This is a genomic window from Bradyrhizobium sp. JR4.3, from assembly GCF_040547695.1.
In the GTDB taxonomy this organism is placed as follows: domain Bacteria; phylum Pseudomonadota; class Alphaproteobacteria; order Rhizobiales; family Xanthobacteraceae; genus Bradyrhizobium; species Bradyrhizobium canariense.
Genome location: NZ_JBEPQF010000033.1, coordinates 53,532 through 76,297, shown reverse-complemented (window position 1 = coordinate 76,297; position 22,766 = coordinate 53,532). Strand labels below are relative to the sequence as shown.

Here is a 22,766-nt window from a genome sequence, read left to right as displayed (position 1 = left end):
GACCGCGGGTGCCAGCCGGCACCCGGCCTTCCCTGCGCCCTCTTGGACAAGAGGGTGGAATGACCAAGCAAAGCTCGGGCGAAACGCGTCGCGAGGACGCGAAACTGCGCGGTTTGCTATCACCCATGCTGACTGGCACGCCTAGCGATCCGCTGAAAGACCAGGCCCGGAGTGATCCGCCGCAGGCGCGTGATGGTTTTCACGGGGGGCGATCTGGATGATCCGATTCTCGCGATCGACGGAGACAGGTCTTGCGCCGTCGGAATATCCGGCCCGCCCGCTGGCGAGGGAGGTTCCACGACCTCGCGCACAATGCCAGGCAGGAAGGTCGCGCACTCGGCAACCCCGAGACCGCCAGGGTGGTGGGTGGCCAGACCCGTGAATTTCTCAAATCATTAACAATGTTGAATCACAGGCCGGAGCCGTTGCTCTACCCTGAACCTTTCCGCTGGGGCTTTCCATGATCGATACCGCGACCAAGGCGTTGTTGCGCACCGTTCTCGATGAGGTGTGTGAAGGTGTTCCACGCTGTGAGATCGGCGCCAGGACCCGCGTAGCCTCGAAGCTTCTGGAGACTGCAAGCAGGGGTGACATCTCTGCGGATTGCCTCAAACAAGCGGCCCGCAATGCTCTCTCAGAAGTCCCGACGATGTGACGACGGTCATGTGGGGGCGGGGGTGAATTTCCAAGTGACGGTCCTCAAGATCCTGGTGAGCTACCCGGATGGGTTCGCCGTCATGGAGGATCTCAAGCGGGATATGGCCATTCTAGCGACCAGCGGTCGCGACTGGACCGAGCGCACCCGGCGGCTTGCCGGGCGGGTGCCGGGGCTGGACATCTTTTCGCAAGGGCTGATCGATCGGACAAATGGCGGGTGGCGGATCACGGACAAGGGCCGCGCGGTACTTGATCTGATGGAAGCTCGTCCGGACCAAGCCCCGATTGCCGCCCAACAACCTCCCTCAGAGCCGGAGCTCGCACCGGCGATCTCGCGACACATTCCGGCGGAGAGAGGGCGAGGACGGCTCGCGGCGCGCCGTCGCCGACGCAACGCCCGCAAGCAGGCTCGGGCCTCCTAGCGAGGAACGAGCGTCGCTCCCGAAGCTTGAGCAAACGCCTTGTGATGGAAGACGCTCATGCAAAGTTCCGACTCCACGTTGTCGACGGCCCGTCTGTCGCGAGCGACGGACGATATCTGGGTCGTGGACGACGCGCCGATCAGCGCCGCCGGTCTGAAACTCCCGGTGCGCATGACCGTCATTCGGCTGTCGAACGGCGATCTCGTGCTGCATTCGCCGGTGAGATATTCGCCGGCCCTCCGCGGTGAGTTGGAGCGGCTAGGCGCGATAAAGTATTTGCTCGCGCCGAATATCGCGCACTGGATGTTCCTGTCCGAGTGGCAGAGGGAGCTGCCGCAGGTGACGATTTTCGCGGCGCGCGGCCTTTCGGCGCGCAGGCAAGTCCGAGCGGCACGCATCCGCATCGACCGCGAGCTTGGAGACGCGATGCCTGAGGAATGGAGGGCCGACCTCGAAGCCGTCTCGGTGAACGCTCCGATGTTCTCCGAGATCGAGCTGTTCGACAAGCGCAGCCGGACACTGATCCTGACGGATCTCGTGCAAAATCTCGATCCCAATGATCTCAGCGCGCCAAACGAGGCCGCGGCAAACCTCCTCGGCATCTCCAAGCCGAACGGTACGGCGCCGGTCTATTTGCGGCTGCTGCTGCGCCTCGGCGGCCGCTCCGTGCGGTCCGCAGCCGAGCGGCTTGTACGGCTGTCGCCGGAGAGGGTGATTTTCGCGCACGGCGAGTGGTTCGAAGCGAACGGAACCGAGCGCCTTCGGCGATCCCTGCACTGGCTGCTTCCGGCGGGCGGCTCCGGATCTGAGCCGCGGCAAATGACTGGCACGCGCGTCGTCATAACCGGTGCCTCGAGCGGAATCGGGCGTGCTACGGCGCTGGCCTTCGCCGGCAAGGGCGCAAGCGTGGTCCTGGCGGCACGCCGTGCTGAAGTCCTGACGAGCCTCGCCGCCGAATGCGAGGCGCTCGGAGGCCGCGCATTGGCGATCCCGACCGATGTCACCGATGCAGAGGCGGTGCAGCGACTGGCCCGAGAGGCCGAAGACGCGTTCGGCGGCATCGACGTCTGGATCAACAACGCCGGCACCGGCGTTTTCGGGGCCTATCAGGACGCGGATATCGCGCTTCATCGCCGAACGATCGAGGTCAATCTCCTCGGCACCATGCATGGCGCTTTCGCGGTGCTTCCAATCTTTCTCCGCCAGAACCGCGGCATCCTGATCAACAACGTCTCGCTCGGCGGCTGGGCGCCGACGCCCTTTGCTGCGGCCTATACCGCGAGCAAGTTCGGCCTGCGGGGCTTCACCGCGAGCCTGCGTCAGGAGCTCAGGGCTCACCGCAACATCCATGTCTGCGGTGTCTTCCCGGCCATGGTCGACACGCCGGGCTTCGTCCACGGCGCCAACATGTCCGGCCGAACGCTCGATCCCGGTCCGCTGCTGTATCAGGCGGAGGACGTTGCCGAGACGTTCGTGAGCCTCGTTCGCGCACCCCGTGACGAAGTCGCCGTGGGCTGGCCGGCTCGTGCCGGCCAAATTGCCTACGCGATGGCTCCGCAGATTACCGAGAACATGGTGGGGGCCGCCTTCCGCTACCTGCTGTCGCGCGCGCGCCCCGCAAAGAGCAGTGAGGGCACCATGATCGAAGCTGGTCCGCAGGGCACGGCGGTCGATGGCGGTTGGCTGTCACGCAAGCAGCTTCCACCTGCCGATGTCATCAGTCAGGGGCTCGCGGTACTGGGACTAGCTGCGGGCGTGGCTCTCCTGGCTTCAGCAGTTGCGCGTCGCGCCGGCAGATCCGGACAAGGCGTCGCCAAGCACAAACAAGTCCTGCCGAGGCAGATCAGGGCAGCGCGTAGGCCCGCACGTAATCGCCGAGTTTAGTTCCGAACGAGCCGTGGCCGCCGTCGACCGTGACGACGTATTGCTTGGCGCCGGCCTCATAGGTCATCGGCGTCGACTGGCCGCCGGCAGGAAGGCGGTCCTGCCAAAGCTGTCTGCCATCGCGAACGTCGAACGCGCGGATATAGTCATCCATCGTTCCCGTGATGAAGATGACGCCGCCCGCGGTGACGATCGGACCGCCCAGCATGGGAACGCCGAGCTTGAATGGCAGCGGCAGCGGGGCCTGATCGCGGATCGTGCCGATGCGATGTTGCCAGGCCACTTTGTGCGACCTCAGATCGATCGCTGCGATGTTGCCCCATGGCGGAGCAAGGCAGGGGATGCCGAGCGGTGAGAGGAAAATGCCGAGATCAACGCCGTAGGGGGCGCCGTACATCGGCTGCACACCCAGCTCGGTTCCTGGTGGATGCGCCGCATTCGGCGCGGCCGGATTGTCCTTCCCGCGCGCCACGAGCCGCGAGACGAAGGGAATCGATTGAGGGTTCGCGATCGCGATCTGGCGTTGTGGATCGACGGCGATGCCGCCCCATTCGAACATGCCGAAGTCTCCGGGAAACACCAGCGTGCCTTGTTCAGACGGCGGCGTGAACGGCCCCTCATAGCGCAGGCGCTTGAACTTGATCCGGCAGGCGAGCTGGTCGAACATCGTGCTGCCCCACATCTGCGCGTCCGTGAGTTTGCCGGAGGGGCGGAAGCTCAATTCCGAAAAAGGCTGGGTCGGCGATAGCCGATCTCCATTCGCGGCGCCCTGCGGCACCGGCTTCTCCGGTGCGGGCACCAACTGACGCCCGTCGCGGCGGTCGAGCACGAAGATGTCGCCGGTCTTGGCCGGGATGTAGATCGCAGGCGTCACGCCGCCGTTAGAGTGCAAATCGACCAGACTGGGCTGTGACGGCATATCCATGTCCCAGAGATCGTGGTGCACATTCTGGAACGACCAACGCAGTTTTCCGGTCGAGACATCGAGCGCAATCAATGCCGAATCGTAGCGCTCGTTTTCAGGCGAACGGCCGCCGCCCCAGATATCCGGAGAGCTCGAGCCGAGCGGGACATAGACGAGCCCGAGCTTCTCGTCGACCGCCGAAATGCTCCACGAATTGGGTGAACCGGCTGTAAAATGATGCGAGGCCGAAGGCATTTCGTTCGGATCGGAGTTGCCGGCATCGAACGCCCAGATCAACCGTCCGGAATAGATGTCGAAGCCGCGTATCACGCCCGACGGCACGCGATCGGAATAGTTGTCGATCACCGCGCCGCCGACGATCAGCACCTTGTCCGTGACGACGGGCGGCGAGGTGCCCTCGTAAAAGCCGAGCGTCTGGATCTCGCTGCCTTGCTTGAGATCGATCTGTCCCTGGTTGCCAAAACTCTGGCAAGGCGAGCCGCTCTGCGCATCGAGCGCGAACATCCGTCCGTCGTTGGTCGGGACGAAAATGCGCGCCGCACAATCGCTCGGCGCCGGCGTGCCGTCGGCAGTTACCGCGCCGGGCATGGTCGCGTGATAGGATACGCCGCGGCAGGTCATGTGCTGGAACGCCTTGTTGTGCTGGACCTGCGGGTCAAACTTCCAGCGCAATCTTCCGGTCGCGGCTTCGAGCGCAAACACGATCTGGTGCGGTGAGCAGGTGTAGAGGAGATCCCCGACCTTGAGCGGCGTTGCCTGGTTGGTGATCTCGTCAGGGTCATCAGGGCCCTTGTGGTCACCGGTGCGGAATTCCCAAGCGAGCTTGAGCTTCTCGACGTTGTCCTTGGTGATCTGGCTCAGCGACGAGAAGCGCGTACCGAAGGCGCTGCCGCCGTAGGCCGTCCAGTTCTGCCCGGCGGCAGCGGGCTGGTCCGGTTCGGGAGCCGCGATGGCCCCGGTTGTTTCGCCCTCAGGTATCGTGCCGGCAAGATCGCGGCGATCACTCGTCAAGGAAATGCCGACGACGATGGCTGCGGCTATCAACACAAGGCCAAGCGCCCATCGCGCTACGCGCAAGCGAGGCGCCAGGCGGGAGGCAATGAAGGGCAGCATCAGCCACAGGCCAAGCGGCACGAGCACATCGCCGCGCGGCGCCAGCGACCAGAAATCGAAACCCACTTCCCAGATCGCCCAGGCCATCGTTCCCGCCAGCAGCGCGGCATAGGTCCAGAGCGCCTCGGCGCGACGGCGCGCGAGCAGCCAACTCGTGAGCAGAAGCATGATGCCCGCGATCAGATAATAGACCGAGCCACCCAGGGCCGCGAGCCAGGCACCGCCAGCCAGGAGGCCCAATCCCGTGATGGCGACGACCACAATGGTGATGGCCAGCAATGGCGCCTCACGGAACCAGTTCGTTGAACGATGCGTCGATGTCATGATGGTCACTTCAGCGTATAGAGAAACGCCGCGATGTCCCGCGCGTCCTTCTGCGGGATGCCCATTCGCGGCATGGCATTGCCCGGCAACGCCCGCTGTGGATCCTCGATCCAGTCGGCCATGTTGTCTGGCGAGTTCTGGATGTAGCCGGCGATGTAGCTTCGCGTGCCGATCCGATGCAAGGGTGGGCCGACATTGCCTTCGGCGCCGGCGATACCAGGAATATCGTGACAGCCGCCGCAGTGGTACTGCTTGACGAGGTCGGCGCCACGGCGCGCGTCGCCCATGAAATTGTCCGGGCCCGCAGCGTTGCAGGCGGCGCCTGTCGTGGCCAGCAGTGCAGTGACCAGCAATTTCGCGATCGGATTTGCCATTGCTGCTCCGCTCGGCCGGTCAGGGCTTCTGGCCGAAATTGAAAGACTTGGTGGCAGACCAGGGATCGGTCGTGGAGACCTGCTCGCTCGGGACTTGCTCGACCTCGGGCGATGGCAGATTCGCAGAAAAGGTGCGGCCGCATTGGTGGCTCGGCTCGTTGCTGATCTTACCGATATAAGTGACGAGATCCCAGATCACGCTGTCGGGCAATACGCCGCCCCAGGCTGGCATTCCGTTCGGCCGCCCCTGGTAAATCGAGAGAAAGATGTTCTCGGGCTGCGAGCCGTAAGTAAAGTTGTTGTTGCTCAGTGCCGGACCCATGCCGCCGCCGCCATTGGGTGCGTGGCAGCCGATGCAGTTGAAGTTGACATAGTAGGTCATCCCGCGCTGCTCCGCATTGGGATCGCCCTGCACAGGATTCTTGATTTGCGGCGGGTCCGGCTGCGCGCCGGGATGGAGGTGACTGACCGGGACCTGCATGAAGACGCCGGGCCTACCATTGCCGACGCTGCCACCGAAATTCGGGCGGGGAGACAGCGTCGGCATCTGCGCCTCCTGCGACTGCGGCAAAGTCTGCTGGGCCAGCCCCGCGCCATTCGGCACGACCGCCAGCAGCAACGATAGGGCGCTCGCGCGCAGTACTGGACCAGACATCACTCATGTCCTCCCGATGCAGTGACCGGCAGCTCGACCAGAGGTACGCCGTAGCTTCGCAGCAAGGCGTTGATCTCGGATCGGTGCTCGTCGATGAAGGCATTGAGTCGGTCGCGCAGGGCGTGGTCGCCTTTGCGCACGCCCATCGCGATGGCGAACTGGAATTGCTGGGGCGCAAAGCGCTCGTAATCCCTGATCGGCGTAACCGTCAGCGGCACCGGAGAGCGCTGCGCGAAATAACCGCCCAGCGGCCCCCATGCGGCGGCGACATCGATCGCGCCGCTCTCGACCGCCTCGATCAGGCGCGCCGGCGGATTGGCTTCCCGATAGTCGCCGTAGATGGAATAGCCGCGGACATTGTCGACGATGCCCTGGTCACCGAGCGCCTGCGCGGGCGGCGGATTGTTGCCGTCATCGCCGATCAGGTGCACCCCGATCGCCAGATCGTGCAGGCGCGGGTCGACCAGAGAGGAGAGATCGAGCTGCCGGTCCTGGCGCGTGACGAAGACATAGGTCGAACGATAATATGGCTTCGTCGTCTCCACGAGATCGTAGCCGGCGGGCACGCCCATCACCACGTCGCATGTGCCTGCCTTCAGCGTGCTGCGGATGAAGCCGCGGCGCTGGGGCCACCAGGTGTAATAGACCTGCTCGCCGAAATGCGCGGCCACCATGGCGGCAAGCTTGTTCTCGAATCCGGCCTCGGCGCTGTTGGAGAACGGCAGATTGTTGGGATCGGCACAGACGCGAAGCCCGCCCTCCGACGCTGCCGCCGCTGTGGTCGCGAGCGCAAAGAGAAATCCCAGGGCGATGCCCGGCAGATTATTTCGAAGGCGCATGGCTGGTGTCCTCACCATTCGCGCCGCCGAGCTTGAATACCAGCAGCTCACTCCCGCCCGCGGTATAGAAGGGCAGATCCTGCGTGGCGCCGGTGAAGCCCAGTGCGGCGTTGCGCACGCGCTGATCGACCTCCGCATTGGCGACGACGCCCGGCCAGCCGCCGACGCCCGACAGGATCGCGACGTATTGCTGTCCGTCGGAGCCGCGATAGGAGATCGGTTGGCCGATGAAGCCGGAGCCGGCACGGAATTGCCAGAGCACGTGCCCGTCCTTGGCATCCACTGCCTTGAATAGGCGATCCATGGTGCCGTAGAAGGCGACATCGCCTGCTGTGACCAGCGCGCCGCTCCAGACCGGCAGCTTCTCGTGAATCTCCCAGACTTTCTTGCGCGCGATCGGGTCCCAGGCCATGAACTCGCCGCGATAGCCGCCGGGGCCGGCATACATGTCTACGTCTGCACCGACGTAGGGCGTCCCGGCGATGTAGCCGACTTGAGAAGCCTTGAAGTTCATGCAGAGATGCTGATGGGGCACATAGAGGAGTTTTGTGCGCGGCGACCACGCCGTCGGTTGCCAATCCTTGGCGCCCGGCGCGCTCGGGCAGATGTTCTCGACCGTCTTGCCGACAAGCGGCGTCTTCTCCTCGTTCGGGATAATCTTGCCGGTCTTCAGATCGACGCCCTTGTAGCTGTTGACGAAGTCATACGCGTCCGCCGAGATCACCTCGCCGGTGGCGCGGTCCATGACGTACATATAGCCGTTGCGGCCGGGGTGGATGAGAACCTTGCGCGGCTTTCCGTTCAGTTCGAGCTCGACGAGCACGTTCTCGTTGATCTCGTCGTGGTCGAACAGATCGTGCGGGTTGATCTGGTAGGCCCATTTAGCGCGACCGGTATCGGGATCGCGGGCAAAGATTGTCGTGCTCCAGAGATTGTCGCCGCTGCGCTGGTTCGCATTCCAGGGGCTAGGGTTGGCCGTGCCGTAGTAGATCAGGTTCAGCTCGGGATCGTAGGAGATCCAGCCCCAGACTGTGCCGCCACCAATCTGCCAGCGGTCGGCGGGCCAGGTCTTCACGCCGAGATCCTTGCCTTTCAGGCTGTCGTAGTACGGCTTGAAATCGTCTCCGATCAGCACGTCCTTGTCGGGACCTGTCGAATAGGCGCGCCACGTGATCGCGCCGGTGGTCTCGTCGAGTGCGGTGACCCAGCCGCGCACGCCCATCTCGCCGCCGCTGTTGCCGACAAGGATCTTGCCCTTCACCACCACGGGAGCCATCGTGATGGTCTCGCCCTTGTTGATCTCGCCGAGCTTCGTGTGCCAGAGCTCTTTGCCGGTCTTGGCATCGATGGCGACGGTATGGTTATCGAGCGTGTTGAGGATAATCTTGCCATTGTCGAAGGCGAGTCCGCGATTGACGACGTCGCAGCAGGCAACGCCCGCGGCAGCGGGCTCCGGCTTCGGCGCATAGGACCATTTCAATTCACCGGTCGTGGCATCGAGTGCGAACACACGGTTGGGGTAGGGGCCCGCATAGGGGCCGACCACATACATGGTGCCGTCGATCACGAGCGGCGCCGCCTCCTGGCCGCGATCGGCGCCGACCGAGAACGTCCATGCGAGCTGCAGCCGCGATGCATTGGAGGCGTTGATCTGGTCGAGTTCGCTGTAGCGCGTGTTGGCGTAGTCGCGCGCCGCCATCGGCCACTGGGCCGGGTCTTTCATGCGGTTGGCGAGATCGCTCTGTGCTGACGCGGACGACAGCACCGCGCAACTGGCGCAAAGAGCACAAAGGATGCCCGGAAACAGGCCCAGCAAACGCGTGAGACCACGCACTAACATATGTAAAGATCTCCACGGCAGTGACGAGACCGTGCTGCGTTGCAGGCCGGTTTACGAACCTACAAACGTTCCGCCTTCGCTTGGTTCCAAAATGGTGAGATCGACGAGCTATCTCACGACGTTGCCGGATACGCCGGCGCCGAGGTCGACTGCGATCTGATCTTCCTTGCCGTTACACTTCGGGTGACCAAATCCAGACGGACTTTTGCCGTCAGGTCCGATGTCAAAGATGATCGCGTCCTTCATGTTGGGGCTGACGCCGGCCGGCACGCGGTCGAGCCCGAGCTGGTGACGCACGCGCCAGGCCACATTGTGATCCGCGCAGGAACTGTCACCGCTCACACCCAGCGCCCCGGCCACGCCGTTGCCGTCATAGAGCGCCAGCCCGCCTCCTAACACGATGGTGCCGCCGACCGGCTTGCCCACCATCGGATCCTGGGCCGTGCCGAAGTTGTCCGGAGATCCGGTGTACAAGGCTTCCGGAGACGGCGGGTTGCCGAGTGCCGCGCCGAACAGGAACCCGCCGGGCTGCGCACCGGCATAGAGATTGGCCGTCGCCATCGCCTTGTCCTTCAGGCTGAATGCATTCGCCGTGTTGGCCTTCTCGGCCGCGATGGCCCGGCTGCCCAGCCACTGGTCGTCGACCTTGCCGCCGCTGTAGGCAATTGCGCAGACGACGCCCTGCCGATTGACGACGGCAGCCCATTCGTTGTTGTCGAGACCTCCGTTGCTCGGGCCGCCGCCCGGCTTGACACTCTTCTTGAGGATATCCGCGAGCTTGTCATGGTCGACCGGGCACGACACCCCCGGCCGGGGTTGATCCTGCGCGTTCAAGACTGCAGGCATCACGAATGTCGCAGTGAGGATAGCCGTTGCCGCTATAAGCGATCGTTTTTCCATGTGGCCTCCGTGGAGTGTCGCAGTCGGCAGGCGAACGTTCGAAGAGAAGTTGCGGTTCCTATGCAGCGTCGCTCAGCCCGGATGCTGAAGGAGCAGGCGCGTCCTCCCGCCGTTCGCGGTCAACCACCGATGAGCGAAGAACAACGCCGCGCCGGTATAGAGGATGCCCATGGGCACCCACATCAGGATGCCGGCGAGTTGCTGATCCTCGAGTGTCGAAAGGCCGAACTCGCCAGCGAGGGCGCCCTGGCCTGGGATCCAAAGCCGCGGCGACACGGTCAGCAGGGCCCCGAGCACGCCGGAATGCAGAATGGTGATGAACAGGCAAGCGACAGCGATGCCATCGCGAATTCGTGTGCTACGGCCCTGACCGCGGCCATGCAGCAGCACCCACCAGAACAACAGCGCGGTTGCAAAGAAGCTGATGTGCTGGAGACGATGGATCGCCGTATTCTCGAGCGCCCACGCATACAAGGGCGGTGCGTGCCAGGCCCAGAGTGCTGCGCCGTGGAGGATGGTCGCGCTCATCGGATGGCTCACAAGCCGCCACGGCCACGCCAGTATCGGCAGATTGAGCACGCGACCCGCCGCAGGGCGGAGCCGGGCCGGCAGGCTCCACAGCAGCGGACCATTGATCCGGGCGAACGCCATCAGCGGTGCCGCGACCACCATCAGGAGTTCGTGCTCGACCATGTGCGCGGTGAACAGACGCTCGCCGAGCCAGTGCAGCGGCGAGGTCACGGCGAGCGCGGCCACCAGCCATCCGGTCCAGAATGCGGCCACCTGGCGGAAGCTGACGCCGTGGCCGCCGCCCGCATGATGCCAGAGCCGCTGCGTTCCGACATAGAAGGCGATACCGACGGCATAGAGCGGGGCCATGAGCCAGGGATCGTAGCTCCACAGCGAGCCGGGATCGACCTCCGATAGTCCGTGCGCGGCGGCCGGTCCCGCGAGCAGCGCAAGCAGCAGTGCTGCAAGGCTCAGCGCAGGCATGGGCTGATCATGAGCGAGGCGGCGAACTGGTTCGCAATCACCAACGCAAACAGCACGCCGGAGCCGACGCCAAGCCAGGCCATGAACGTTCGTGGCCCGCCACCCCGCGCATCGGCCCATTCAGCCCCCGCGCCGCGCCGAACCGCGCGGGCCGATATGACAGTGCCTGCGAGGGCGACGATAGCCAGAACCGCACTCATGATCGTGCCGCTGATCCTGGTCTGTTCGCAGGAGAAGTGCGCGAGCACGTAGGCGCCCTGCAAATTGATACCCCACGCGATGGGCCCAAGCGCAACGCCGGCCCAGTAGAGCAGTCTGGATTGTTGATCGGTTGCGGTCATAGGCGTGGCACCCAATCCAGCAAGACATAGAGCGGCAGCCAGGCGAGCACGACGAAGTTCCAATAAAACACGTTGTCGGTCACGTCGCTGAACCGGCGCGGTTTCGCATGACGCGTGAACATCAACACTGCCAGCACGACCGTGTCGCCGACATCGGTGGCAAGGTGGGTCGTGTGCAGCCCCAGAATGAGCCATACGATCGAGCCGTAGGCTGAATTGTCCCAGCGGGTGTTGAGATGTGCGAACTCGAAGCCGCGCAGCACTAGGAGCGCGATGCCGATCAGGGCCATCACGATGAGACCGATCCGCACCTTCGCGAGATCCTGGCGGTGCGCGGCGCGGTTGGTGAACTCGTTGGGAATGATGCTCAACACATAAATCACGGTCTCGACCGTCCCCGGCCAGAGATCCGGCGGGGAGGCTCCGATCGGCCAGCTCGGGTTAACTGCGTAGAGATAAAGGTACGCGCCGATTGCAACGGCAAAGCCCATGCCTTCGAGGGCCATGAAACCCATGGCGCCCCACCACGGGCCACTGCGCGGGCCGTAGCCGTAAGTCGGCAGGTCCGAGACGTCGCGGACGATGGTCTGCCTCACTCCTCGTCCTCCTTGCTGCCGCTCGGCCAGAACCAGCCGATCAAAGTCACGGCCATCGGTGGCGTGCCCCAGAGCACCGCCCAAGGCGTGAAGATCGATCCGATGAAGAAGATCGTCGTTGCGATGGCTGTGAGCAGGGGCCAGATGCTCGGCTCGGGCGAAGCCTCGCGGATCTGGGGCTCGGCTTCCGCAAGCGAGGTCAGCAGGACCTCGCGCCGCTGGGCACTCAGACCCGCGACCACAGACAGGCTCTCGCTATCGGCCCACAGCGGATCGCGGTGCTTGACAACCGGAATGCGGTCGAAGTTCTGCGGCGGAGGCGGCGACGAGGTCGCCCATTCCAGCGTCGAGGCATTCCAGGGATTGTCGCCTGCAAGCGCGCCTTTGCGAAGGCTGTAGATCACATTGGCCAGAAGAATCGCGAAGCTAAACGCGAAAACGAGAGCACCGCCGCTGGACACGAGGTTCAGGTGCGCCCAGTCCATGTCGGCGGTATAGGTGTAGACCCGGCGCGGCATTCCGATCAGCCCAAGGATGTGCATCGGGAAGAAGGCGACGTTGAAGCCGATGAAGGCCAGCCAGAAATTCCAGCGTCCGAGTCTTTCGCTCAGCATGCGGCCTGCGATCTTGGGAAACCAATAGTAGACCGCGCCGACCAGCGGGAAGACTGCGCCGCCGATCAGGACATAATGGAAGTGGGCCACGACGAAATAGGTGTCGTGCACCTGGGTGTCGATCGGCACCGAGGCGACCATCACGCCGGACAACCCGCCGAGCACGAAGATGACGATGAAGCCGATCACGAACAGCAGCGGCGTCCGGTACACCGGACGTCCATCCCAGAGCGTTGCCAGCCAGCAGAAAATCTGCAGCCCGCTCGGCACCGCGATCAGCATGCTGGAGGCCGTGAAGAGGGCCGCGCCGAGTTGGGGCAGGCCCGTGACGAACATGTGGTGGACCCAGAGGCCGAACGACAGGAAGCCGGTCGCGATCAAGGAGAGGATCACGACGGGATAGCCGATCACCGGCCGCCGCGCGAATGTCGCGAGGATCGCCGAGACCATTCCCGTACCCGGGATGAAGATGATGTAGACCTCGGGATGGCCGAAGAACCAGAACAGATGCTGCCAGAGCAGGGGATGCCCACCCGATGAGGAGTCGTAGAAGCGCGTATTGACGAGCCGATCAAGGATCAGTGACGTCGATGCGACCATGATCGACGGCATCGCGAACATCACAAGGAAGGCCGTCACCAGCATGGCCCAGACGAACAGGGGAATGCGGTCGAGCGTCATGCCGGGCGCGCGGAGCTTGAACACGGTGACGACGATCTCCACGGCGACTGCGAGCGCCGCGACCTCGGTAAAGGTGATCATCTGCGCCCAGACATCGGCCCGCTTCGTCGGTGTGAACTGCAGGCTCGAGAGGGGAACGTACGAAAACCAACCGACATCGGGACCGACGTTGAACAGGAACGAGATCCACAGAAAGCAACCGCCGAACAGAAACATCCAATAGCTGAAGGCATTCAGGCGCGGAAACGCGATGTTACGCGTGCCGACCATCAACGGCACCAGATAGACGGCGAACGCCTCCATGACCGGGACGGCGAACAGGAACATCATCGTCGAGCCGTGCATCGTGAAGACCTGATTGTACTTGTCGGCGGAGAGAAACGTCTTCTCCGGCCCGGCAAGCTGAACACGCATCAGGATCGCGAGAATGCCGCCGAGAAGCAGGAAGGCGAATGCGGTCAGGATGTAGCGGCGTCCAACGACCTTGTGGTCGACCGACATGAGCGCACCGACAAGTCCAGACGGCGTGCGCCACACCCGCTCGAGCTGCATCGAAAGCTGCAGGCCGTTCAGGACGTCGTCCCGCAACTCATTTGGTTCAGCGGCCATGCTCACTTGAGCTGCTCCAGATAATGAATGATCGCGATCATTTCGTCCGATTGCAGCGGCATCTTCGGCATCAGATTGCCGGGTTTGATGTGCTGGGGATCGGCGATCCAGGCGCCGAGCGTGGCCGACGTATTCGGCAACGTTCCCGCCGCGATCGTCGTGCGGCTGCCGATATGCGTGAGGTCCGGACCCAGCTGCCCGCCGGCCATCGTACCGCTGATGTTGTGACACAGTGCGCAGCCGCGCGCCCGGAACAGAGCTTCACCCTGCTTGCCGAGTTGATCGGTAGGGCTGTTCGCGCTCTGGTTTTCATGATCGCGCCAGCGCCCGAACTCGTCGGGCGACATCGCGATCATGGCGAACGCCATATGGGCGTGCTGGATCCCGCAAAACTCGGCGCATTGCCCGCGATAGATGCCCGCGTTCTTCGCCGTGAATTGCAGCTCGTTCTTCTGCCCGGGGATCAAGTCCATCTTGCCGGTCAGGCTGGGCACCCAGAAGCTGTGGATCACGTCGGCGGATTCCAGCTCGACTTTCACCGGCTGGCCGGTCGGGATCCGGATCTCGTTGGCGGTCACGAAACTCTGGTGCGGACTGTCGGCTTCATAGCGAACCTCCCACCACCATTGATGGCCGATGATCTTCAACGTGAGGGCATTCTCGTCCTTGGCGAAGACGGTGCGTTGTCCGGCATAGCTGACGAAGGAGAGACCGAGCACGACGACGGTGGTCGCAATCCCAAGCGCCAGGACGACGCGCCCGGAGCGTTGTTCGAAGGGCTGGTGGAGGTCCAGCGGCTGATCGGCTGTGCGCTTCCGGCGTAATAGCCCCAGGCCCAGAACGATGACGACGGCGGTCCAGACGATCGCCGCGACAATGAGGAAGATGAATAGCGTATGCCGAATCTGCTCAGACTGCAGCCCTTGAGGGTCAAGCGCCGACTGCTGGCCCGCGCACGCAGCAAGCGGCCAGGTCATGCACAACACCAGAACCCTTCGCACCCAGACCTGCATTGACGCTTTGTCGCACTCCGCTTCACAGGCGGAACCGGGCAGGCCTACAAAGGTTCCTATGCGCTAACCGGAACAGTTGGCCGAAGAAGGACATGTCCGACATCGATCATCGGGCTAGAATGGCCAGCCCTTCACGGCGATCACGATCGCCGCGTCGCCAGCGGCCATCAGCAGCAGGACGGCGAGACCGGCGATGACCGCGCCCGGCTGGGCAAGCACGCGCAGCTGTCCAAGCATTTGTTGGCTCCAAAACGCAGCAATGCCGCGATGCGCCTGAGGGTTCCTGCAGGTCTGCCGGGGGTTGACATGCGAGCGCCGGAACGAAGACTCGAGACCGCGCGCTCCTGCGACGAATTTGAGGGTTCACGTGCCGCGCTATCATTTCGATCTGGTCGACTCCAAGGCCGTTGCAGACGAGGGAGGTGCTGAATTACCCGACGACATCATGGCGCTGGATGTTGCCGAGGAGATCGCGAGGAGACTTCTTGCGGAGCGTCCCGAACTCAGGAATCGTCATTTTTCCATCCTGGTCACGAACGAGGAGGGTGAGGAGATCGGGAAAGTGCCCCTGGATGTCCTGCACTGAAGACCATCCAAGACGGTGCACAGATTGCATCGAATCACCTAAAGGTTGCTTTTGGGAATCTCGCTCTGAACGCGCCATGAATCGTCAGGAACGCCGGGCTGCTGCTCGAGAATCTCGCAAATCCAAAGGCCGCGCAGATTCTACCACACCGGTCGCTGCGCTTTTTGAGTCTGGGTTCGTCCACATGCGAGCCGGACAATTTCGCGACGCGGAGGTCTGTTGCCGCCAGGCTATTGCACTGGACGCCAACCACGCAGACTCGCTCCACTTGATGGGTTTACTATCCCAACAGGTCAAGCGCTATGACCACGCACACCAGTGGATTTCTCGCGCAATACGACAGGATCCCAAGCCAGTATACTTCCTCAGCCTTGGAATCGCCTTTCTGTCGCAAGGAGATCACAACGAGGCGCTGAAGGCCTTCGATAAGGCGCTCGAGCTGGGATTAGACGATCCCAGTCTGTGGCTGTCTCACGGCCAGACCCTGGTGAAACTGGAACGACCTGGCGACGCTCTGATCAGCTTTCAGCACGCGCTCAAGCTCAGTCCACAATATTGGGAGGCTGCGAACCAGTGTGGGATCCTTCTCCATCAACTGGGGCGAACCGAGGAGTCGCTTTCATATATCAACATATGCAACCAGTTGCGGCCAAATCACCTTCCAACCCTGCAACAGAGAGCCGCATTGCTGCACGGCTTGAAGCGGTTCGAGGACGCACTAGCGATCTGCCGCGATGCGTATGAACTCGACCCCGACAACGCCAACATCTGCAATAATCTCGGTATTGCACTAAGATTTTTGAAGGAAGATGAGGAATCGTTGCAATGGTTCGACCGGGCCTTGGAGCTTCAATCAAACTTCGGAGATGCGCTTCACAATAAGGCCGTCGCGCTGACCAAGATGCATAAATTCGAGGAGGCTTTCGCGATTTATGATCGCCTAAAAGCTTCTGATATCCAAACGACGTCATGGCAGATTTGGGAATTGCGCATCTTCATTTGTTAATGGGAGACTTCGAGGCAGGTTCCCAATCCGCCAAGAGCTCGCGTGCGCGCTTGGAAAGAACGACTCGGCCCTCATCACAAGTTTCGCGTGGGGCTAGTATGGTCAGGAAACCCGGAGCATCTTGACGATTACAATCGGTCGATACCATTGCGAACCCTCTCAAGTGTCCTGGATGTCAGCGCCACCTTCGTCAGCCTCCAGAAGGATCCGGGATCGGACGACAGAAAGGCTATGCAAGAGCGCCCGGGGCTTCTCGACTTCAGTGACGACCTAACCGATTTCGTAGAGACTGCGGCCTTAATCAAGTGTCTTGATCTCGTTGTCGCGGTAGACACCAGTGTTGCACATCTCGCCGCCTCGCTAGGACGGCCGACATGGGTTCTGTTACCTTACACTCCGGATTATCGCTGGTTGCTCGACCGCGACGATAGCCCTTGGTATCCGACCATGCGCCTGTTTCGACAGACGTCATCCCGAGATTGGCGAGAGGTGCTCGACCAAGTGCGAAGCGAGCTCAGACTTCGGACCTTTTTATTCGAAGGATTCCAGGCATCCGCGGCGTTCGAGAACCCTTTTCGTTAGGCGGATAGCAATGCTCTCTCTTGCCCGCCGTGATTTTTATTCCGGTTGAACTGGCCACCCGTTCAGGCGAAGGATGCGTGCGAGCCGCTTCAAGACATGAGGGCACACGCTCATGTTTCACCTTATCGAATGTGAGTTAGGCGTTTAAAATATTACGACGATCGCTTTTCCGTGGCCCCCATGATGGATTGGACCGAGAGTTCAGTATTTTCAGTTGGTTAGAAGGCGGCGTGTGCACGACGTGTGCACCGGGAGATCAAGAAGAATACATTGACGGCAAGCGTGGGCGATCACGCCTTGAGGCAATTTGACGTCTGCAGAAGCTAGCGCGCCTGGCGCTTCCGATTTTCACAGTGGGTGAATCCACCAGCGAAGTTTCTCAGAGCAGCTGACTCTTAATCAGCGGGTCCGAGGTTCGATCCCTTGGTGCGCCCACCATCCTTAAGAAATTGGCCCGCAAGAGCTCTTTTAAACTCCTCGGCAGACCAAACCGGGTCTCGTACGACGCTCTTAATGGTCGTACGTCGCACGCCGTGCGACGAGGCGGATAATTAGGACCGAAGCCCATCCACTACTGTAACACGAGCCCTACCGGTCTGCATTCAGCTCTTCATGCCTTCCCTCCGCACCTGCAATTCAAGCCTGTCGATGCCGGAATCGGCGCGAGCCGCATTGCGGGCGCGGTAGTGCTTCACGATGGTCTGCGCACTTCGGTTTGAATGCCCAGTGATGTCGCAGATCGTCAGCAAGTCTCAGCCTGCCCGATCGAGCAGCATGACGCAGTTATCACGTAAGTCCTGGTCCTGCTTTTGGTCGAGTTCGCCGGCTCCGTGACGAACATCAGCGTGCGGCAAGGCTTCAGACGCCACGCTGCCTCATCGCTATTGCTGTCGCGTGCGGCCTGCGCACCCAGCTAGTCCGTTAATGCACGCTTGCGCCCATCGACCGCTCGAGCGCGTTGTCGCGCGCGAGAAAGCCGAAGATAGCAACGGCCCGGGCGGTAGACACTTAAATGCGAAATGTGCAGCACCTTGCTCAAGCCTCACCGCGGGAGGACAGTGAAGTTCACTCCCTTCAGGGCAGTCGAGCTGCACAGTCTCTACCTCGTTCACTAACGCAGGTTAGATCGGGTTCCAGTCAGTCCTCGGGGGTCTGCTCCCCCGCGGCTCGCCGTCGCTGCGATCGAGTGCTCGGAGGCGACCGCAATGCAGGTACAGCCGAGGCGCTTCGCTCCGCCTCTTTGACTTTAAGCCGGAGATCTTCCAGCTCTGACAGTTGACAAACGAGGTCGTTCAACCGTTGGACAAGAAGGACCGAGCGATAACCCTGCATCAACGCCCTCCTGAGTCTGCAGCTATCCAGACAGCAAAAGGACCCAGCCTCGGGGCGGGTGAAGCTGGGGCTGTTGAGCTGCCTTGGCGAAGGCAGTCGCCCCTTGGGGAGGGCCCGGGAAAACTTGGCAATCGGCAAGTCGTTCCAAGCCGAACAAAAATGAGCTCCAGGCCCGCGGGGCAACGGGGAAAGCTGGGGCCGACTGCATTACCCACTTGGGGATGGGCGTTGGGAAAATTTGGTAACCGGCGAGCCGTTCCGACTGCCGTGCCCCCGAAAATGTTTGTCGTCCTTGCCGTTGGGGCTGCCATCGCCGTCGCCGTTACCTCACGGCTCGCTTCTTCGTCGCCTCCATGAGCACGTGCGCCGGGGAGTGGTCGATCGATAAGCAGTGTCGACCGATCGAAAGCGCAGCCGGACGACTATAAATGAGGTTGAAATTATATCTTTAATCTAGTTTAATATCGAAAATTAAATCGGGCTGGAATTTTCGGGATTTCGGAATCATGCCTCAGTCTCCGTCCATCGTGCCCCATCCATATCCACGTGACGTCTATATTGTGCTTGAGGATTTCGGAGGTGGGCTCGGACGTGCCTGGAGCGAAACCTCCGAAGAGGACGCTAGTCGAGCGACGCTGATGCGCCAAATAATGGAAGGCCAATACAAGCATCCTGCTCGGATCGTAGTCTTCAACACGGTAGAGGGCTGGTCCCGTGATGTAACTGTAGAGATTGCAGATGAACTGCGCCGCTGCTTTGTCGAGTTCGATGACATTGCCCCAGCCGCGTTGGAATTCATCGAGAGAGTTGGAAGGAGTTGATTGTGGTGCCCACCGTACCCTAGTTTGCGCCAGTCTCACCAGCTTATCAGAGATGAGGATGATGCGACAGCACGAACGAACAAGCTACCGCGGCGAGGCGTGAGGCGACAGCTTGGTGCGGTATTAGGCCATCCCGTTGTTATGTCTGGTTGTGTTGGGAGCTGCCATGTCGATGAACTTCCGCAGCCGTGCGCCTCAGCTGACTGCCGGCAAGCAGATATTGTCATACGATTGAAAGAGGCGGAGCATCGATCGATGGTCGAACGCAGCTTTCTGGCCGTCGCGGACCGGGTCCAATATTGGCACGTGACCGACCTCGACGCCGCTGAGCCCTGCGATGCCTGCCGCACCTGGAGGCAATGATCGCGAACCTGATCGCTATGTTGCGAACGGACGACCCGCGGTCCTAAATGCTTGCTGGTGAGCTCGAGGCAGTAACAGTCGGAGCCGCCGGGCAGCCTTCACTCATTCGCGATTCGTCAAGATCAATGTTCATCCTCGCCAGGATGTAACCGAAGGCGAGCCCAAGGCATTCACTTCTTCGACCCCGCTCTCCATCCGTATTCCTCATGCGGAATCGTTGCGGTGATCTCGACGTCATTGCCGGCCGAAACGCGCCAGGCTGCCACCCCGAAGCACAAGGTCAGCGTCAGGGCGAGGGCAAGCAGAAGCATAGAGACGAAATGGCTCACGCGCGTGTATCCGTAAATCTGAAACCAGTTGAGAGCGTGCACAGAGGCCCGATTCGGAAAATGCAGACGATCTGACCCATCGGCCGTTTTCCCCATCCTTACACGGGGCCAAAAGCGCTCACGATCCCGATCGTGATCGGCACGAGTGCGACCACCACCCACAGAGCGGGCGAGCTGGAGGACAGGCCGACGACCAGTATCAAAACACCGATACCTACGAGGGCCGCTGAGATTGCGTAGGCGACTGCCTTTTCCATCTGTCGATCCACGAACAATAAGGGATCGGTCGCGCAAGCACGACTCGAGGCAAATCGAAACGTTCCCGTCTCGATTTAATTTGGTCTCAAAATTTCATTTAATTCTGTTTCAATGGCTTAATTTCGCCAAATTACAACGCGCTTTCTGCGCGTCGGGGCAGGGCTATTAACCCGGAGTCCTGCATGTTCAATCGAGTAGTCGTAGCTTTATTGCTCGCTTTTGCGACATCCATTTCTTCTGAAGCACGCCCCTTGCGCGCCGCTTCGCCACCTGAATGCAACGTGATTATGCCATGCGACTTTTCATCTTCGCTGGTGCAGGCGCAGAGATACACGAGACCGGCACCGCGCCTGCAGCGAGGTGCCGTTGCTAGCCTACGGATGTCTGTGGCCAGCTCAGGGGCCTTAAGTAGTGAGATCGTCAGCGGTCGTCCGGCCGGTTGCCCTCGATCGTTCTGCGGATGTGGTGCGGCGATCCGAGTGTTTGGTCGGGTAGTACCGGAACTGAACCTCGCAGCCAATTGGCTGCGCTTTCCCCGCACCTCGCCAGCACCGGGAATGGTTGCCGCGCGACGTGGACACGTCTTCGTCCTTGAACAGCACATCGCCGGTGACATCTGGAAGGCGTACGATGCCAACTCAGGTGGGCACGCAACGCGAATTCACCCGCGGTCCCTGCGAGGGTACACCATCGTCAACCCTCATGCGGCCTAGGGCCATCGCGCAGCGTTCCCATTAGATTTTTCTCGCCACGTTCCGGAGCATCCGGCTCGCGGCTTCCGCTCAAAAACAGGGCCGCAGCAGTTTTCGCTGCGGCCCTGAAGTTGCAACTTGATTCTGCGCCAGCTTGTTCTCGCAGTTGGTCCCGAACACCGAAGTTGATAGGTCCGCCATCATGGGAAGCTTCAATGCAGCCAGGGCGTTCCATGACGATCATTGGTGTTCACATCAGAACGATAGAATTCGACGATGCGGTGCTTCATTGAGACCCGGACACGATAACCAGCGGATATCCACGCTCTCGCTTGAGGACCTGCTCTCTTCAGTGTGCTCCACCACGCAGTGAAGGTGTAGGCCGATCTCGGCAGAGGCTTCCCCAAGATCGCTTCAATTTCTGAAAAGGACAGGCGGAGACTTTGACCGTTCTCCGTTCGCAGCCTTTCATGCAATGGCTGGTAAATCGACCTCGGCATGCGAGCACTATATCGACAAAATGGGCCGGCCGCCCGGCATTGGAATAGCAGTCTGGTGCATATAGAGCGCGGAGGCAAAAGGCATTATCATTCAGGTCTGCAAGACCTCGCGGAGCCTGACGCAGCGACGCCTCTTTAGTGTTCCCTTAGCTCTAGGTCTCTCAGCAGCACGTGGAGAAAGTCGCTGGCGTGGTCATAGCATTTACGACCATTCACGATCTCGCGGGTGCGCGGCTCCAGTGTGCTGGCGATGGCTTCCGCGCCGGGTAGATCAGCCTGGTGCGACCACTGCTGTAGCAGCCGATCAAGAATGTTTTGAGCGGATCCAAACAGCTTCAGCACACAATAATCGGCATCGTGCTTGTGATCAGCTTTCGCATAAAAAGCGAATAACCCTCGAAAGGTATTACGGGAAACGGCAGGTTTTGCCATTTAACATTCCCCAACGTAAAATCGACTCGCTTTAAGTCTAGAAATCTGACGCGTTAACAAAATAAAATCCAGTGGAATTTAATCGCTTGTCTTCGAAAAAGAGGTCATCAGAACTGACGTAAATCGAAGCGCCATACATCACAGTTCGCGCCGTCCTGCGTCTCCGATACCCTATGCTGCTACGGGACAATCGACCTTAGCAGGCGGCCGAGTAGGATGGGCGGGCCAGGGGCTGCCCCGCAAAATTGCTACCAGACCTCGCAAGTGACTGAGACGACCGATGTTCGCTCAACCCTCTCCCGAAGTCGCTCTCGTAATCAGACAGTCGGTCTGGCGCTGCCCGTAGCGCGCGATAGATCTGTCCCAGATCGAGGCCAGTTCAATTTGCATCGGCTGCGGCGACCCACTCGATCGGGGTGTCGCGACCGCAGGCCGGCACCTAGCCGCTCGATAGGCATTGTCTGGTCGCCATTTCATGGCTTGACGTAGGTCCATCCCTGCTCCTGCAACTGCATCACCCTAACGACGCCCGACCTCACCACTTGGGCTTTGGCAACGATGGGAATGTCTTTATTTTCGGCCTTTTGCATTTTCTCTTGCGTGTTTCCACAGGCTTTGAATGATACTTCCGGCGTGCTCAGAGCCATTTCCTCGATTCGTGCTTTCACCGGCGACGTGTCATCGCGGAGCATATGGAGGCCGGGGCCGAAGGTAATCACCTCAACTTTCACCCCTTCACCAACCTCCTTGTAGTATTGCGCGACGTTGAGTGCATTGTTCAATGCGAGATTCATTGACGCGGAGTCGCTTGTGTTGACCTGAAGGATTAAGCGGTGCTCTTTCTTGGCAGCAGACGATGGCACGATGCGCGCCAGCTCAAATTGTTTTGGCGTCGCGGCCCGCGCCGATGAATTCGCGTGCGTTCTTGCCACGCCATGTGTTGAGGCTGCAGGCAAACTAGGCTGTGCCGGGAGCAGGCGAGTCTCCTGTGCCGCGGAACCAGACAGCCCGACCAGGAGCGAGATGATTGTCGCGATCATCGCTGTGATAATCTTCGGAAATTTGGGCATTATGTTGTTTCTCCA

General features: G+C 61.2%; 24 protein-coding genes and 1 pseudogene. 7 read left to right on the top strand and 18 right to left on the bottom strand.

All coding sequences use genetic code 11. From position 1 onward, the window contains the following. Window positions 1-460 precede the first annotated feature (460 nt). From ABIB91_RS34030 to ABIB91_RS34020, 3 genes are read left to right on the top strand one after another with little or no spacing between them, the layout of a single operon-like run. Entirely contained in the window at window positions 461-655 is a 195-nt protein-coding gene (locus ABIB91_RS34030; protein WP_083869813.1) for a hypothetical protein, read from the top strand. After that, window positions 627-1,079, top strand: a complete 453-nt coding sequence (locus tag ABIB91_RS34025; RefSeq protein ID WP_354171049.1) for a hypothetical protein — start codon at window positions 627-629, stop codon at window positions 1,077-1,079. The genes ABIB91_RS34030 and ABIB91_RS34025 overlap by 29 nt, the downstream gene beginning before the upstream one ends. A gap of 57 nt (window positions 1,080-1,136) precedes the next feature. Then, a complete protein-coding gene (locus ABIB91_RS34020) occupies window positions 1,137-2,963 on the top strand; it encodes an SDR family oxidoreductase (protein WP_354171047.1) in 1,827 nt (608 codons plus the stop codon). Here the strand turns inward: ABIB91_RS34020 and ABIB91_RS34015 are convergent. The 12 genes from ABIB91_RS34015 to ABIB91_RS33960 form a co-directional block, all read right to left on the bottom strand. Next, window positions 2,923-5,325, bottom strand: coding sequence for a glucose/quinate/shikimate family membrane-bound PQQ-dependent dehydrogenase (locus tag ABIB91_RS34015; RefSeq protein WP_354171045.1), 2,403 nt, complete (start codon window positions 5,323-5,325; stop codon window positions 2,923-2,925). The two genes, ABIB91_RS34020 and ABIB91_RS34015, sit on opposite strands and share 41 nt — an antisense overlap. A gap of 5 nt (window positions 5,326-5,330) precedes the next feature. Next, window positions 5,331-5,699 carry a c-type cytochrome gene (locus tag ABIB91_RS34010; RefSeq protein WP_007592935.1) on the bottom strand — a complete coding sequence of 123 codons (369 nt, stop codon included), beginning with the start codon at window positions 5,697-5,699 and terminating at the stop codon, window positions 5,331-5,333. A gap of 19 nt (window positions 5,700-5,718) precedes the next feature. Further along, complete coding sequence (locus tag ABIB91_RS34005; RefSeq protein WP_354171043.1) at window positions 5,719-6,354, bottom strand: c-type cytochrome; 636 nt, start codon at window positions 6,352-6,354, stop codon at window positions 5,719-5,721. Continuing rightward, window positions 6,354-7,193 carry a substrate-binding domain-containing protein gene (locus ABIB91_RS34000; protein WP_354171041.1) on the bottom strand — a complete coding sequence of 280 codons (840 nt, stop codon included), beginning with the start codon at window positions 7,191-7,193 and terminating at the stop codon, window positions 6,354-6,356. The genes ABIB91_RS34005 and ABIB91_RS34000 overlap by 1 nt, the downstream gene beginning before the upstream one ends. Next, on the bottom strand, window positions 7,177-9,033 hold the full coding sequence (locus ABIB91_RS33995; RefSeq protein WP_354171039.1) for a methanol/ethanol family PQQ-dependent dehydrogenase: 1,857 nt from the start codon (window positions 9,031-9,033) through the stop codon (window positions 7,177-7,179). The genes ABIB91_RS34000 and ABIB91_RS33995 overlap by 17 nt, the downstream gene beginning before the upstream one ends. Before the next feature lie 108 nt (window positions 9,034-9,141). Beyond that, window positions 9,142-9,879, bottom strand: a complete 738-nt coding sequence (locus ABIB91_RS33990; RefSeq protein WP_354171037.1) for a GlcG/HbpS family heme-binding protein — start codon at window positions 9,877-9,879, stop codon at window positions 9,142-9,144. A 126-nt stretch (window positions 9,880-10,005) separates the two neighbouring features. After that, entirely contained in the window at window positions 10,006-10,926 is a 921-nt protein-coding gene (locus ABIB91_RS33985; protein WP_354171035.1) for a cytochrome c oxidase assembly protein, read from the bottom strand. Further along, window positions 10,914-11,267 carry a hypothetical protein gene (locus tag ABIB91_RS33980; protein ID WP_007592927.1) on the bottom strand — a complete coding sequence of 118 codons (354 nt, stop codon included), beginning with the start codon at window positions 11,265-11,267 and terminating at the stop codon, window positions 10,914-10,916. The genes ABIB91_RS33985 and ABIB91_RS33980 overlap by 13 nt, the downstream gene beginning before the upstream one ends. After that, entirely contained in the window at window positions 11,264-11,863 is a 600-nt protein-coding gene (locus tag ABIB91_RS33975; protein WP_354171033.1) for a cytochrome c oxidase subunit 3, read from the bottom strand. The genes ABIB91_RS33980 and ABIB91_RS33975 overlap by 4 nt, the downstream gene beginning before the upstream one ends. Beyond that, window positions 11,860-13,767 (bottom strand): cytochrome c oxidase subunit I, encoded by a 1,908-nt coding sequence (ctaD, locus tag ABIB91_RS33970; RefSeq protein ID WP_354171057.1) that lies wholly within the window; start codon window positions 13,765-13,767, stop codon window positions 11,860-11,862. Before ctaD ends, ABIB91_RS33975 begins: the two co-directional genes overlap by 4 nt. A 2-nt stretch (window positions 13,768-13,769) precedes the next feature. Beyond that, window positions 13,770-14,744, bottom strand: coding sequence for a cytochrome c oxidase subunit II (gene coxB / locus ABIB91_RS33965; protein WP_354171031.1), 975 nt, complete (start codon window positions 14,742-14,744; stop codon window positions 13,770-13,772). A 150-nt stretch (window positions 14,745-14,894) separates the two neighbouring features. Beyond that, window positions 14,895-15,017, bottom strand: coding sequence for a hypothetical protein (locus tag ABIB91_RS33960; RefSeq protein WP_007592920.1), 123 nt, complete (start codon window positions 15,015-15,017; stop codon window positions 14,895-14,897). 130 nt (window positions 15,018-15,147) lie between these two features. Between ABIB91_RS33960 and ABIB91_RS33955 the strand changes: the two genes are divergently transcribed. From ABIB91_RS33955 to ABIB91_RS33945, 3 genes are all read left to right on the top strand, one after another. After that, complete coding sequence (locus tag ABIB91_RS33955; RefSeq protein WP_354171028.1) at window positions 15,148-15,366, top strand: DUF6894 family protein; 219 nt, start codon at window positions 15,148-15,150, stop codon at window positions 15,364-15,366. A gap of 76 nt (window positions 15,367-15,442) precedes the next feature. Continuing rightward, window positions 15,443-16,372, top strand: coding sequence for a tetratricopeptide repeat protein (locus ABIB91_RS33950; RefSeq protein ID WP_354171026.1), 930 nt, complete (start codon window positions 15,443-15,445; stop codon window positions 16,370-16,372). A gap of 231 nt (window positions 16,373-16,603) precedes the next feature. Then, complete coding sequence (locus ABIB91_RS33945; RefSeq protein ID WP_354171055.1) at window positions 16,604-16,954, top strand: glycosyltransferase family 9 protein; 351 nt, start codon at window positions 16,604-16,606, stop codon at window positions 16,952-16,954. 602 nt (window positions 16,955-17,556) lie between these two features. On the opposite strand, the gene ABIB91_RS33940 is transcribed toward ABIB91_RS33945, so the two are convergent. The 3 genes from ABIB91_RS33940 to ABIB91_RS33930 all read right to left on the bottom strand — a co-directional run bounded on the left by ABIB91_RS33940 (window position 17,557) and on the right by ABIB91_RS33930 (window position 20,056). Next, window positions 17,557-17,703: a hypothetical protein gene (locus ABIB91_RS33940; RefSeq protein WP_354171024.1), complete on the bottom strand. Its 147-nt coding sequence runs from the start codon at window positions 17,701-17,703 to the stop codon at window positions 17,557-17,559. 1,937 nt (window positions 17,704-19,640) lie between these two features. Then, window positions 19,641-19,799: a hypothetical protein gene (locus tag ABIB91_RS33935; protein WP_354171021.1), complete on the bottom strand. Its 159-nt coding sequence runs from the start codon at window positions 19,797-19,799 to the stop codon at window positions 19,641-19,643. A 98-nt stretch (window positions 19,800-19,897) separates the two neighbouring features. Continuing rightward, complete coding sequence (locus tag ABIB91_RS33930; RefSeq protein ID WP_007592914.1) at window positions 19,898-20,056, bottom strand: hypothetical protein; 159 nt, start codon at window positions 20,054-20,056, stop codon at window positions 19,898-19,900. Between the two features lie 420 nt (window positions 20,057-20,476). Between ABIB91_RS33930 and ABIB91_RS41805 the strand changes: the two are divergent. After that, window positions 20,477-20,770, top strand: a pseudogene (locus tag ABIB91_RS41805) (hypothetical protein); the annotation flags it as partial. Between the two features lie 191 nt (window positions 20,771-20,961). Here the strand turns inward: ABIB91_RS41805 and ABIB91_RS41800 are convergent. The 3 genes from ABIB91_RS41800 to ABIB91_RS33920 form a co-directional block, all read right to left on the bottom strand. Further along, on the bottom strand, window positions 20,962-21,249 hold the full coding sequence (locus ABIB91_RS41800; protein WP_502917052.1) for a DUF7662 domain-containing protein: 288 nt from the start codon (window positions 21,247-21,249) through the stop codon (window positions 20,962-20,964). Window positions 21,250-21,384: 135 nt separating this feature from the next. Then, window positions 21,385-21,681 (bottom strand): hypothetical protein, encoded by a 297-nt coding sequence (locus ABIB91_RS33925; protein ID WP_354171019.1) that lies wholly within the window; start codon window positions 21,679-21,681, stop codon window positions 21,385-21,387. Window positions 21,682-22,154: 473 nt separating this feature from the next. Next, the gene (locus tag ABIB91_RS33920; protein WP_354171016.1) at window positions 22,155-22,751 is read right to left on the bottom strand and encodes a DsrE family protein; all 597 of its coding nucleotides are present in this window, start codon (window positions 22,749-22,751) and stop codon (window positions 22,155-22,157) included. Between the last annotated feature and the right edge of the window lie 15 nt (window positions 22,752-22,766).